Genomic DNA, 13,304 nt, shown 5'->3' on the forward strand with positions numbered 1-13,304 from the left:
CACTGTACAGTAATTCCGGTAAGCGTGAAATAAAAAGGCATGAAACTGAATGGCTGGAACTGACCGGTCTGTCACTGGGCATACTTATACTGATATTTTCGGCCAAGTATTTTGTAAGATTCAGGCTCCTCAAATATTCTGAACAAGCATTGAGAGAAAGTCTGTTCCTCTCTATGCTGGGGCATTTCTGTTTGGGATATGGCTTTTTACAGCTAATCCAGAAAATTCCGCAGGTCGATCTGTTGCTGCATAGCCAGAATTCAACCGTCTTATATTTAGTGATGGGGATGTTGGCTATACCACTTTCCTTTATTATCCCACTGGCAAAAAATATCACAAAACGGGATTAATTTATTTCATTCACCCCCATTGTGCCGATTATCAGCCGGCTTCCCGCGCCGTTTATGTCCGGATAAAGATGGGCCCGCAGTAGCAAACAATACTTCGCCCCGATCGCCGTTGTATATGGAAATCGTTAATATTATTATTTATATATTGATTGTCAGGAATTAATTTTTGTAATGAATCAGCGATTTTGTCAATATTTTCTATATATTAACAATATAAATTGACACCGTGCTTAAACCTATTTTATTTTGAACCATTAGCAAAAGTTGTTTTACCAAGATCTAAGTACTAAATTTAAATAATCCGTTATGAAAATACACGTCTGTTTATTAGTGCCGCTTTATCCATTTTTTTAAACTAAAAACCAATATCCGTTAAAGTATAGTCATTCACGTTTGGAAAAGGTTTCCTCATCATAAGCAAGCAGCTTCTGAGCTTATTGCTTTACACGTCAATATTCCACAAACAAATAAAATCCATCTTATGAACAAAGATCTATTTCGCAGGGCGCGTACGTTGTGCTTGTTATTATTGCTGATAACAGGTATGGCCAACGCACAGACACGAGCTGTTACCGGCAAGGTAACAGATGAAAAAGGTGATCCAATACCAGGCGCCACCATTCAGATAAAGGGCACCAATAGCGGCACAGCAGCAGGTCCGGATGGTACATTTAAAGTAAACGCTCCTGAAAATGCGACCACACTGGTTATTTCCTATGTAGGCTTTACCAGCCAGGAAGTGAGCATCAGCGGCAAAACGAACGTAAGCATTGTTCTGCAAACAGGCAGCACCCAGCTAACCGATGTGGTGGTAGTGGGTTATGGAACCGTTCGTAAAAAAGATCTCACCGGCGCCGTTGCCTCCATTCAGGCCAAGGATTTTAATAAAGGTACTTTCACCGCTCCTGACCAGCTTATTCAGGGTAAGGTTGCCGGCGTACAGATCGTTTCAAACAGCGGCCAGCCCGGCGCAGCCACTACGGTACGCATCAGGGGAAATGCCGCATTAACCGGCACCGGCCAGCCACTGTATGTTGTGGATGGGGTACCCCTGGATGGACGTTCCGCCAGACCCGGCTTATACGTGCCTGAGCTTGGGAACGTTCCCGGAGGTAATGCGCTGAACTTTATTAACCCCTTTGACATCGCTTCCGTAGATGTATTGAAGGATGCATCTGCCACCGCCATTTACGGTTCCAGGGCTGCTTACGGCGTAGTGCTCATCACCACCAAAAGAGGGCAGGCGGGTGAGCCTAAGCTGGATATAGGCGCTTCCGTTGGTGTCAGCAATATTATGCGGCGTATTAACGTGCTGGATGGCGATCAATACCGCCAGGCATTACAGAAATGGGACCTGGGTAACACCAACGATAAAGGCGCCAATGTAAATGCGCTGGATGCCATATTGCGTACTGCTGTAACCCAGAACTATAATATAGGCGTTAGCGGTGGTAGCGATAATGCCAAATACCGCTTATCAGCAGGTATGCTGGATCAGCAGGGCATTGTTAAAAAGTCTGATTTTAAGAAATACACCGTGGGCCTGAACGCAGGGTTTAAATTCCTGAACAATAAAAGGCTGGGGGTTGATCTGAATGTGATCTCCAACCAGTACCAGGAAAATATTCCGCCCATCACCAATGATGCCGGTTTTGGCAACAGCCTTTTAGGCCAGGCATTACAGTGGAACCCTACGGAACCATTGTATAATGCAGATGGTTCCCTGAACATTAAGCAGGGGAGCGCTGCTGTGAACCCGGTGGCTATGTCAGAGGTGTATCACGATAAGTCAAGGGTAACCACTATCCTGGGAAGCATCTCTCCTTATTACAAGATCACCGATGACCTGGAATTCCGCATGCAATACAGCATCAACTACAGCAGCGGTATCAGGAGAACAGCGGTGGATGGCAACATTAACCTGAACACTTTCGGTATAAATGCCAACCCGCCTTCAGGGCTGGGCTGGGCCAACATTGGCCAGAATGAGCTGGCCACCCAGCAGTTCACCAATACATTGACCTATAATAAAGAGATCAACAAAGACCTGCACCTGAATGCGCTGGCAGGTTATGAGTACCTGAAGTTCACGAACAAGGGCGCTTATATGAACGGCCTGGGCCCCGCACAGGCAGGTGGTTTCGGTAACTATGGGCTGGACCTCACAGACTATATCCAGTTCTCCAACGCCGCAGGCCGTAACATTACTTCATTTGCAGATCCGGTTTCAGAATTGCAGTCTTATTTCGGAAGGGTAACGCTGAACCTGAAAGACCGTTACATGATAACCGGTACTGTAAGAACAGATGGTTCCACCAAATTCGGTTCCAATAACCGCTATGGTGTATTCCCGTCATTTGCAGCAGCCTGGAACATCAGCAACGAAAGCTTCTTCACCAAGGGTGTGGTTACCAACCTGAAGCTGCGTGGCGGCTGGGGTAAAACCGGTAACCAGGAATTTCCTTCCGGCGCTTCACAGTCCAGGTGGGCTTTCCAGAACAATGGCGCTGTATCACAGCAATCCAATGCCAACCCGGATCTCAAATGGCAGTCAGACAAGCAATATAACATAGGGCTTGACTTTGCTTTGGTACACGACCGGATCACAGGTTCCGTAGACTATTTCCATAAAACAACCTCCGACCTGCTGTATCCTACTACTGCTATACAGCCGGCTGCATCACAGTCTGTAGTAACCTGGAAGAACCTGGATGGCAAGATCGTGAACAAAGGCGTTGAAGCTATGGTGAATGCCAGTATTGTTCAGGGTAAGGATTTCAGCTGGGACCTGGGTGCGAATGTCACCTTCCTGAAGAATAACGTTACCGGCATGGCTGCACCTATTTACACGGGTCAGCTGAACGGACAGGGCGTATCCGGCACACTGGTAGAGATCATTTACAATGACCTCCCTATTAACGGATTTTACACCAGAACTTATGGCGGTATGGATAAAGACGGGCAATCCATCTATCCCAATGGCGATAGCTTAAGCTACCAGGGAAATCCGAACCCCACGAAGCTGCTGGGTATCAGCACTACGCTTGCATATAAGAAATTAACGCTCACCGCCAACATGAACGGCGCTTTCGGGCATAAGATCTATAACAATACCTTTAACAACGTAGTGAATATAAGTAACCTCAGGGGCGCCCGTAACATTGCAGAAGAGTTCTTTAATGCATCGCAGCAGGAAGCATTGTCAAACCGCGTTACCTCTTCCTCCCGTTTTATTGAGAGTGGGAATTACATGAAGCTGGCCAATGTAACCCTTACGTATGCCTTAGGCGATATTGGCCATGTGGTAAAAGGGCTGAATATTTATGTAACAGGACAGAACCTGTTTGTAATTACCAAATTCAAAGGATTTGATCCTGAAGTGAACGTAGATAAGAGCAGTGGCGCGCCCGGCGCAGATTCCAAAACCGGGATGTCTACTTCCGGAGGGGTACCCTCTGCAGGTATAGAGTATCAGCCTTATCCTTCTGCCCGTACGTTTACGCTTGGTGTTAACTTTTCCCTTTAATCAAAAAAACTGGCTTATATGAAGAACATAAAAATATTATTCCTGGTTTCCGGTATCCTGTTATGGACGGGATGTACCAAGCTGGATGAAAAACTAAAGGGCGAGGCAACAGATACGCAGGTAGGCGGCAGCGGCGGCTCTGCAGAGGCCCTGCTGAAAGGGGTATATAATTCTATGCGCCTGCCTTACCAGAGTAACGACCAGGTGTTTGCCCTTTCAGAAATGAGTACCGATGAGCTGATAGCGCCCACCCGTGGCGGCGACTGGGACGATAATGGTGTATGGCGTGTAATACATTCACACCAATGGGATGGCGATAACATTCACATTCGTGATGCATTCAATAACTTGGGTGGGGTAGTGTATACCGCTACCAACATCCTGCAGTTTAACCCTTCCGCTCAGCAGGCAGCTGAAGCAAGGTTCCTGCGGGCCTTTGCCATGTTTAGCGTGTTGGATCTTTTTGACCAGGTGCCTTACCGCGATCCGGGTGAAAAAGTAACGCAGGCCGCAAGAGTAAGAGTAGGTACAGAAGCGCTGGATTATATTATCACGGAAGTGAATGATGTAATGACCAACCTTCCGGACGTAGCCACTGCAAAGAATAACATTACCAAGGCCAATAAAGATGCGGCGAGAATGTTGCTGATGAAATGTTACCTGAACAAAGGCGTATTTGCCAACAGGGCCGCACCTACGTTCGATAATGCAGATCTGGCGAAGGTAGTAACCCTGGCCGACGAGATCATTAACAGCGGCCGCTATACATTCAGCACTAATTACTTTGATAATTTCTCGCCCAATAATGGCAGCTTATCCAAAGAGAATATTTTCACTGCAGAGAACCAGGGCGGGGTGGATGCCGGCGGTTTAAACTCCATCTGGCATACAGTAATGCATTACAACCAGTCTCCTCCCGGCTGGAACGGATGGACCACACTCTCTGATTTCTACGGCAAATTTACAGCCGGCGATGTAAGAAGAGGGGTGGCTTACCCTACCGGCACCGGTGGCCCTGCTAACCCGGGTAAACGCATAAATGTGGGCTTCCTGATAGGACAGCAGTATAATCTTACCACCGATGCACCCCTGCAGGACAGAACCGGCGCCCCCCTGGTGTTTACGCCGGAGGTGAACAGCATTGAAACCGGCGCCAACCTGGAAGTTACCGGTATCAGGGTGCTGAAATACAGCCCTGATTATGTGAATGACGGGAACGGCAAAGTAGATAATGACTTTGTATACTACCGTTATCCGGATGTGCTGTTAATGAAAGCTGAAGCCCTGCTGCGCCAAAACAACGCAGGCGCTGCATTGCCGCTGGTGAACCAGGTGCGCGTAGCCCGCGGTGCAGCTCCCATGGCTGCAGTAACACTGGATCAGCTGCTGGATGAAAGAGGAAGGGAATTTTACTGGGAGAGCTCACGCCGTCTGGATCTCATCCGCTTTGGCAAGTTCCTGCAACCCTGGCAGGAGAAGCCTACGGATGATCCAAGGAACCTGATCTTCCCCATTCCCAGTCAACAGCTGGCCGTTAATTCAAATCTGAAAAAGAATCCCGGATATTAATATTAAGGGGTATTAGTTCATTAAAAAGGGCTGGTCTTTCTTTGACCAGCCCTTTATATTTAAATTACAGGAAAGTTACTTCGCCGGTTATTACAGCGGTTCTTCTGCGCCTGCAGTTGAATTGTTTTAGTGTTATATTTACACTTATTATTATACCATTTCTTTGTACATTCATCCACAATAACTTCCATAACCCTTCAAATACAGTGACAACTTAAATTAAGAAAAGCCTTTATCTATGAAAACCAATTATTTACACCGTATAGTGTTAACCGTTATAATGACATTTATTTTTACCGGTTGCAGCAAAAGCGAAACTTCAGATACCAGCACGGCAAACCCGGAGCCTGTTGCTACAGCTGTAGCAAGTGCAGCAGCATGTTCCGCACCGGCATGGGCATCCCTGAACGGAGGAACTACCGGTGGAGGGGCCGCAACGCCAACCATCGTTACTACCTATGATGCTTTAAAAGCCGCTATTCAGAATAAAAGCGTTAAAGTGATACAGGTTAACGGCACCATTACCATCCCCTCCGGAGGCAGGATCCCTTTCCAGGACCAGACAGGCAAAACCCTCTTTGGCAGCGCAAATGCCCGGTTAGTTTCAACAGACCAAACCCAGGATAACTCAGGTATTATTTATATCAAGAGATGCAACAACATCATTATCCGGAACCTGATCTTTGAAGGGCCGGGCGCATATGATGTGGATGGCTGGGATAATGCCACGCTGGATGCATGCAATAATGTATGGGTAGATCATTGTGAATTCAGGGATGGAGTAGATGGCAACTTTGACATTAAGAACACCTCCGACTATATAACGGTTTCCTATTGCAAATTCACTTACTTGAAACCGCCAAAGGCAGGCGGCTCAGGCGGTGCCGATGATCACAGGTTCACTAACCTGATCGGCTCCGGTGACGGCGCTACTGCAGACAGGGGCCATCTGCGCATTACTTTTGCAAGATGCTGGTGGGCAGCAGGCTGCGTGGCAAGAATGCCGCGTGTACGTTTTGGCCAGGTGCATATTGTAAATAGCTATTTTAACAGCACCGCCAGCAAGAGCTGTGTACAGGCAGGTTTTGAAGCAAACCTGTTAATAGAATCCAACGTTTTTGAGAACGTTAAAAACCCGGTTGACCTGATGGATAAAACTTCTACAGCCGTGCAATTAAAAGGCAATACTTTAACCGGCACTTCAGGTACTGCCGCCGGCAATGGTGTTACCGCATTTACACCGCCTTACAGTATTACCATACTCAATGCATCCGGTGTGAAAGCAACGGTAACAGCATCCGCAGGTGCTACCTTAACAGGCAATACCTGCTCAGCGCTATAATTACAGAAGGGCTGAAAAGCTATCGAAGCCGTCTCATAATGAATGGGACGGCTTCTTTATTTGCATTCCGTAATTTTAGGCAACTTTACCTTCAAAACACGCACTAATGGATCTCGATGCTATCATTGACAACGTATATATGCTGCCTGCAAAGTCAAAAGACAGCCTGAAAGCAGGCATTTCAGAAGTGACTTATGCCAGGGGACATTTGCTGTTTAAAGTCAACAAGATAAGCTCAGATATTTACTTCATAAAAAAAGGTATGGTGCGCGCCTATGCAGAAACACCCGATAATGAGGTCACATTCTGGTTCGGCAAGGAAGGCGATACGGTGATCTCCATGAAAAGCTATGTGCATGACCAGAAAGGATATGAAAATATAGAGCTATTGGAGCCCTGCGAATTATATCAAATGAGAGCCGAAAACCTGCGCAGGCTGTTTAACGAAGATATTCATATTGCCAACTGGGGCAGAAAGTTTGCGGAGCAGGAGCTGGTAAAGGTAGAGGAGCGGCTTATTTTCAGGCAATGCAGAACCGCCACAGAACGATACAAGGAGCTGATGGCAACCGATCCTGAATTATTGCAGCGGGTTCAGCTGGGTCATATCGCCTCTTACCTGGGCATGACGCAGGTTAGCTTAAGCAGGATCAGGGCTGAATTAAAATAGCCCACTGCTTTTTTTATCATTTGATAAATTTTTACTCCAGGTAACGTGCGAACTTGCAGCTATAAAATTAATCAGCATGAACTGGATCATTTTAATTATCGCCGGATTGTTCGAAGTAGCTTTTACCTCCAGCCTTGGAAAGGCAAAAATGTCGGCCGGCATAGCTATGTATTTATGGTATGGTGCTTTCCTGTTTTCATTGGTAGCCAGTATGCTGTTATTAATGAAAGCCACCCAACACCTGCCACTGGGAACCGCTTACGCAGTATGGACAGGTATTGGCGCAGTGGGCACCGCTCTGATGGGGATCTTTGTATTTAACGAGCCTGCTCATTTCTGGCGGCTGTTCTTTATAGCAACCTTAATAGGATCTATTGTTGGCCTTAAATCAGTTTCCCATTAACATATCCGCGCCTTCCGGCAGGATGTGAATGGCGCAGGAGAGGGGAAGGGGAGGCGCATTAAGTTTCTATAGCAGTCGTGCGTAACACAACACAATTGCCGCCAGGCAGCATGCATGCAATAAAAATGGGGATCACGCTATTGCCTTCCACGCGGATCACCTGGATGGTTTTAAACTCCTCCTGCAAATATTGATAGAGCTCCCTTGCTTTTTGTGCATTCGCAATCATCGGATTGTCATTGGGATCAACAATCCTGGTCATTTTATGAAAGAAATCCGCATGCGCAATAACACGTTGCTGACTGGGATCTGTTTGCGTCAGGGATCCAATTTTAGCGGGGAGCTCATCTAATGAGGCAAGCTCCCATTGCTCTACAGAAAAAGGATGCTCTGATTCTGAATAATAGAGCAGGTCTTTTGTAAGCGCTGAAATTTTAGATATGGTATCCATACTGTTCCTGAGGTTGTGATGCTACAAAGAAAGTGCTTTTTAAGAACAGGAGAAGGTGTTAAGATAAAGATAACATGGTTGATGATATTGATAACGGAAGGGACGCAAAACTAAGGCACCGGCTGGATCCGGTATAATGGAGGCATCAAACATAAGTACAGTCCGTGCTTTTGAGCGCTATTGTCACTTATGCTTTACCGTTATTGTGTTAAGGTTGTATAGAGATATTTGAAATGCCAGCCTTTGTATTATTTTATCCGGTAAACAAAGGAGAGTACGCAAGAGGAGTAACGCGTCTTTGATCCAGCGATTACAGGAAACCGGAGATCTTCTTAGCACCATCGAATAGATCACTCTGTGGCTTTGATCTTGTTCTATACCGGCACTGCTGTACTCCCGCATTAAATAGCGGTAACTTAGAAGGACCTCTTTATTCATTTAAAATTCATGTTATGGGAGCTGATAATAAATTAAATGCCCTGTCCATTCTGGATTACAGTGGCGTAGCAGATTATACTTATACTTCAGGCACAATGGGATCAGGCACAGATAATACGGGGCCTCTTAATTCCATGATGGCGGCTGCGGCAGAAGGACAACTAATGATTATTCCTGAAGGGAAATGGTACTTTGCTTCCAAGCCGAATGACTGGAAAGATAAGCGTATGAATCTGCTGATCCTTGGTGATACTTATCACAATAGTGTTGATTTTATTAAAATTGTTGCACCGACTTCGGGTGCAGATCGTTTACATCGCTTTGAACATCGTGGCCGTGCTACAGGAAGGGAAGGCATTCCCAGTCATACAAAAGCAAATTATGATGCCGGAACTGGTCCTAATTGGGCTAGTTTCACAGGAGTATTTTACCAGGTAGTAAGCAATAGTAAGAACTATGCTTGTCTGAATTTTGTAACAGGATTTGCATCAGCCGTATCAATCATTGGAGGTGCCGGCTTAGGCTCACAGGAAAATAAGGTGGAGTTCCAATGGCTTTATAAAAATGCTACCTGTATTAATCTGAAATCTACCGATGGAGCTTCTTATGTTGATAAAAATCTCTTTTTTGGCGGACGGACTTCCGGGGGAACCGCTATAGATGTTGATGGTTATGCTGCATCGAGCCCTGATCCATATAATGGCGCATTCCGTGGAAATGTGTGGTTTAATGTATTAATTGAACAATGTGATACCGGTATTGTGATGAATGGTGATTGCACTTATAACAGTTTTATTGGTTGCAAAATTGAAGGCGGAGTGAATACAGGTGTATTTGGACCAACAAAGATCAGCTTACGGCAAACCGGCGCAAACATATGTTTTGGTACTTCATTTGTTTCCATGGAAATTCTTTCCAGCAGCTGGATCAGCGGAAATATGGGTGTGAACACCTCCATTGTAACAACGCCGATCTTCCTGGAGGCTCCTACCTATGCACTATTGGGCCACAACGCAATTGGTGGCATAGGAGGGAGGTTGTCCGTCATTGGTGCTACCAGTTTATCTGCTACCGCAAGAGGAGACATCCCGGCAAATATTGATATGATCACTTATACCAATACACCTGTCCCAGATACCCAGTTTGCTTATGAAGTGAAAGGAGGTGTAGAACGTGCTGTGTTGTATGAACGTGCTGATAATACTGTAACTACTGCCAGCTATACCGTTACAGGTAGCGTGGGCATGGTGTATGTAAATTATACGGGTGGCACAGCAACAATTACCCTTCCTGCTGCATCCTCCAATCCCCGGAGAGAGGTGACCATAAAGAACCTGCATGCCAGCAATACAGTAACTATCAGCGGATCAGCGGCGGGGGAAACCAATTCCCTGACTACTAAACAAGCAATTACTTACCGGAGTAATGGCACCAGCTGGTATGTGATTAGTAAAGGATAAACTATTTTACTGGAATATGTAAAGGGTTTAGCTGTTATTAAAGAATAGCACTAAACCCTTATTTTTAAAATTGCGATGGCTGATACGCCGGGTGTAACGCATCTAAAGTTCCAGATTATTAAATGCCTTGCTCTTACAAACATTCACCTAATATTTTCAACCCTTCCTCTAACTGTGCTTCGGTCAGTGATCCATATCCCAGCCGCAGGCCATTTACCGGTTCCTTAAAACTATAAAGCTCAGGTGTGAATATTTTTATTCCCTTTTTCCGGAGCCGTTCCGATACTTTTTTCCAATCTGTTCCCTTCCTGGGAGTGATCCAGAATGCCAGGCCGCCTTCAGGAACTATATAGTCTGCTTTGTTTTTCAGGTACTGATCCAGCAGGCCTGCCACCTGATCTCTTTTGGCCTTGTAATGCTGCGTAGCCTTGCGGATATGACGTTTGAGCGTGCCGTCCCGGATCAGTTCCAGGATAGCCTGTTCCATGATATTGTCACTTTGCACATCAATGATCTTCCGCAGCGCTCCAACCCGTTTTATAAAAGAAGGGTCGTTGGAAGAGAGATAACCAATTCGTAAGGCCGGAGCAACAACCTTGCTCAAGGTGCCCACATAGATATAGTTTTTCAATTCCGGATAGCTCGATAGGGGCATGATGGGGCGGTAGCCAAAATGGAATTCGTTGTCATAATCATCCTCTATGATCGTGAATGCATACTTATTGGATAATTTGATAAGCTCCAGCCTTCTTTGCAGGCTTAACATCACTGTTGTGGGGTATTGCCGGTGTGGCGTGGTATAAACGGCCTTTATTCTTTTATTCCGCTTCAGTATTGCTTCAATGTCCTCTACTATCAATCCATTCTGATCAACACCAAGGGGGATCAGTTTTGCTCCTGCACTTTCAAAGGCTTTCCAGGCGGGCTGATACCCCGGGTTCTCCACCAGCACAACATCTCCCTTCTCGATCAGGCACTGTGCAGCCAGGTAGGTGGCCATCTGGCTGCCACGTGTAATACAGACCATGTGCTCATCCAGCTTCAGTCCTCGCTGGAGGTTCAGCATTTGTACAATGGCTTTCCTGAATTCAATATCGCCCAGCTCATTGCCATATCCCATCATCTGCCATCTGGCTTTCCGGTTAAAGATCTGGCGGTACGCCCTGGCCAGCTCCGCAACCGGGGCAATCCTGCTGTCGGGATGCCCGTCATCAAAATGGATCCGGCAGCTGTCCTTTTCAACATCCTCCGGTTTGGGGCTCCGCTGTGATGACCGGCTTTTCCTTAGCGCAGGCAAGGCTTCAGACACGAAGATGCCCTTTCTTTCCCTGGATACCAGCCACTCTTCATTCAATAGCACATTCAATGCTTCTACAACAGTATTCCGGTTCACCTGCAGATCCTGCGCCAGCGTTCTGCTTCCCGGCAGGGCAGTTCCTTTTGTTAACCTGCCCGATTGTATATCTGCAATAACGGCGTCGGCTATCTGCAGGTAAATAGCCTTGCCTGACTTGTGATCTAATTGTATTTCCAATTTCCAGGGTCTCAGCATCTGGACTAGCAATTTTTGTGAAAACTGTATCAGTTTGGTAGTCCAAAGTTAGGATACTTTTGTTTTGCAATAATGCATGGATCAATAAATATTATCTATTATGTCAACAAAAACAGCAACAACAGAGCAGTTCAGCTCAAAAGATTTCCATCAGACGTTTGCAAGACCGCAATACGTAAAACCTCCCTATCTCATTCATAAGAATGTGGAGCAGGCAGGCGTACACAATCAGTTCTCCACAGAGCGTAAGCATCCAGTATTCTTTGTGGACCTGCCCAGCAAGAACGTGAGTATGACTATCGGTGGTTTACTGCCCGGGCAAATGACTAACCGGCACAGGCATACCTATGAAACTGTATTGTACGTACTGGAAGGAAAAGGCTGGACAGAAATTGAAGATGAGCGTGTAGAATGGGAGGCCGGTGATGCGGTTTACATTCCTTCCTGGGCATGGCACCGGCACAAGAACCTGAGCGATGCGGAACCTGCAAAATATATTGCCTGCGAGAATGCCCCACAGCTACAGAACCTTGGCGTAGCGCTCCGGGAAGAAGAAGGACGGGATCTCTAATCTAAATTAAAAAAAGTAAAATGAAGCATATTCCATTTAAGGGAGTCATCGCTTATCCGATCACTCCATTTGACAAAGATGGGAAAGTAGATCTCCCTTTATTCAGAAGGCTGGTGGAACGTTTGGTCAACTCAGGTTCACACGGTATTGCCCCATTGGGCAGCACAGGCGTATTGCCTTATCTTAGCGACCCTGAAAAGGAAGCAGTTACTGAAGCAACCATCCAACAGGTAGCCGGCCGTGTTCCTACATTGGTCGGGGTGTCCAATCTTACTACGGATAAAACAATTTATCATGCCCGGTTTGCAGAAAAAGCCGGCGCCACAGCGGTCATGATCATTCCAATGAGCTATTGGAAACTCACCGACCAGGAGATCATTGAACACTACGATGCCGTAGCATCAAAAATTTCCATTCCCATCATGGCATACAATAATCCCGCTACCGGTGGGGTGGATATGTCGCCGGCCTTGCTGAAACGGCTGCTGGAGATCCCGAACGTAACAATGATCAAGGAAAGTACGGGCGATGTGCAGCGCATGCATTACCTGAGAAAAGAGCTGGGCGAAGAAGTTGCCTTTTACAACGGCTCCAATCCTCTTGCCCTGGCAGCATTTGCCGCAGGCGCTACAGGATGGTGTACGGCTGCTCCCAACCTGATCCCCGGGCTCAACATGGGGTTATATAATGCTATCCTGAACAATGACCTGGCCAGTGCCCGGAAGGTGTTCTATGAGCAGGTTGACCTGTTGAAATTCATCGTGACCAAAGGTTTACCGAGAGCTATCAAGGCCGGGCTGCAGCTGCTGGGTGAAGATGGCGGGCATTTACGGGGCCCATTGAAACCATTGAACAATGATGAAATACTGGAGCTGGAACAGATCCTTTCAACCATAAAAGAGCTGGACTACCAGTTTTCGTGAAAACTGTACCAGCTCCCTGGCCCAAGTCTATGGTAATTTTACAACGCAT

At 46.5% G+C, this 13,304-nt stretch carries 10 protein-coding genes; 8 read left to right on the forward strand and 2 right to left on the reverse strand.

Features of this window, described 5'->3' with window-relative positions; translation table 11 throughout:
• The first annotated feature begins 831 nt into the window (after positions 1-831).
• The 5 genes from BMZ54_RS07895 to BMZ54_RS07915 all read left to right on the forward strand — a co-directional run bounded on the left by BMZ54_RS07895 (position 832) and on the right by BMZ54_RS07915 (position 7,860).
• Complete coding sequence (locus BMZ54_RS07895) at positions 832-3,876, forward strand: SusC/RagA family TonB-linked outer membrane protein (RefSeq protein ID WP_089908824.1); 3,045 nt, start codon at positions 832-834, stop codon at positions 3,874-3,876.
• 18 nt (positions 3,877-3,894) lie between these two features.
• Positions 3,895-5,445: a RagB/SusD family nutrient uptake outer membrane protein gene (locus BMZ54_RS07900; protein ID WP_089908827.1), complete on the forward strand. Its 1,551-nt coding sequence runs from the start codon at positions 3,895-3,897 to the stop codon at positions 5,443-5,445.
• Positions 5,446-5,683: 238 nt separating this feature from the next.
• Positions 5,684-6,787 carry a pectate lyase family protein gene (locus tag BMZ54_RS07905; RefSeq protein ID WP_089908830.1) on the forward strand — a complete coding sequence of 368 codons (1,104 nt, stop codon included), beginning with the start codon at positions 5,684-5,686 and terminating at the stop codon, positions 6,785-6,787.
• Positions 6,788-6,893: 106 nt separating this feature from the next.
• Positions 6,894-7,457, forward strand: a complete 564-nt coding sequence (locus tag BMZ54_RS07910) for a Crp/Fnr family transcriptional regulator (protein ID WP_089908833.1) — start codon at positions 6,894-6,896, stop codon at positions 7,455-7,457.
• Positions 7,458-7,533: 76 nt separating this feature from the next.
• Positions 7,534-7,860: a DMT family transporter gene (locus BMZ54_RS07915; RefSeq protein ID WP_089908836.1), complete on the forward strand. Its 327-nt coding sequence runs from the start codon at positions 7,534-7,536 to the stop codon at positions 7,858-7,860.
• 58 nt (positions 7,861-7,918) lie between these two features.
• Here BMZ54_RS07915 and BMZ54_RS07920 read toward each other — a convergent pair whose 3' ends face one another.
• Positions 7,919-8,311: a nuclease A inhibitor family protein gene (locus BMZ54_RS07920; RefSeq protein ID WP_089908840.1), complete on the reverse strand. Its 393-nt coding sequence runs from the start codon at positions 8,309-8,311 to the stop codon at positions 7,919-7,921.
• A 452-nt stretch (positions 8,312-8,763) separates the two neighbouring features.
• Between BMZ54_RS07920 and BMZ54_RS07925 the strand changes: the two genes are divergently transcribed.
• Positions 8,764-10,209 carry a hypothetical protein gene (locus BMZ54_RS07925; RefSeq protein ID WP_089908844.1) on the forward strand — a complete coding sequence of 482 codons (1,446 nt, stop codon included), beginning with the start codon at positions 8,764-8,766 and terminating at the stop codon, positions 10,207-10,209.
• A gap of 133 nt (positions 10,210-10,342) precedes the next feature.
• Here the strand turns inward: BMZ54_RS07925 and pdxR are convergent, their stop codons facing one another.
• Positions 10,343-11,761, reverse strand: a complete 1,419-nt coding sequence (gene pdxR, locus BMZ54_RS07930; protein WP_089908846.1) for a MocR-like pyridoxine biosynthesis transcription factor PdxR — start codon at positions 11,759-11,761, stop codon at positions 10,343-10,345.
• 100 nt (positions 11,762-11,861) lie between these two features.
• Here pdxR and BMZ54_RS07935 point away from each other — a divergent pair, with 100 nt between their 5' ends.
• Complete coding sequence (locus BMZ54_RS07935) at positions 11,862-12,332, forward strand: cupin domain-containing protein (RefSeq protein WP_089908849.1); 471 nt, start codon at positions 11,862-11,864, stop codon at positions 12,330-12,332.
• A gap of 20 nt (positions 12,333-12,352) precedes the next feature.
• Positions 12,353-13,255 (forward strand): dihydrodipicolinate synthase family protein, encoded by a 903-nt coding sequence (locus BMZ54_RS07940; protein WP_089908852.1) that lies wholly within the window; start codon positions 12,353-12,355, stop codon positions 13,253-13,255.
• Positions 13,256-13,304 lie beyond the last annotated feature (49 nt).

The organism is Chitinophaga rupis, assembly GCF_900109685.1.
GTDB lineage: Bacteria > Bacteroidota > Bacteroidia > Chitinophagales > Chitinophagaceae > Chitinophaga > Chitinophaga rupis.

Excerpts from the sequence above, each read along its gene's own strand:
- BMZ54_RS07895 (WP_089908824.1), top strand. The coding sequence starts at position 832 with ATGAACAAAGATCTATTTCGCAGGGCGCGTACGTTGTGCTTGTTATTA.
- BMZ54_RS07900 (WP_089908827.1), top strand. The coding sequence starts at position 3,895 with ATGAAGAACATAAAAATATTATTCCTGGTTTCCGGTATCCTGTTATGG.
- BMZ54_RS07905 (WP_089908830.1), top strand. The coding sequence starts at position 5,684 with ATGAAAACCAATTATTTACACCGTATAGTGTTAACCGTTATAATGACA.
- BMZ54_RS07915 (WP_089908836.1), top strand. The coding sequence starts at position 7,534 with ATGAACTGGATCATTTTAATTATCGCCGGATTGTTCGAAGTAGCTTTT.
- BMZ54_RS07920 (WP_089908840.1), bottom strand. The coding sequence starts at position 8,311 with ATGGATACCATATCTAAAATTTCAGCGCTTACAAAAGACCTGCTCTAT.
- BMZ54_RS07935 (WP_089908849.1), top strand. The coding sequence starts at position 11,862 with ATGTCAACAAAAACAGCAACAACAGAGCAGTTCAGCTCAAAAGATTTC.
- pdxR (WP_089908846.1), bottom strand. The coding sequence starts at position 11,761 with ATGCTGAGACCCTGGAAATTGGAAATACAATTAGATCACAAGTCAGGC.
- BMZ54_RS07925 (WP_089908844.1), top strand. The coding sequence starts at position 8,764 with ATGGGAGCTGATAATAAATTAAATGCCCTGTCCATTCTGGATTACAGT.
- BMZ54_RS07940 (WP_089908852.1), top strand. The coding sequence starts at position 12,353 with ATGAAGCATATTCCATTTAAGGGAGTCATCGCTTATCCGATCACTCCA.
- BMZ54_RS07910 (WP_089908833.1), top strand. The coding sequence starts at position 6,894 with ATGGATCTCGATGCTATCATTGACAACGTATATATGCTGCCTGCAAAG.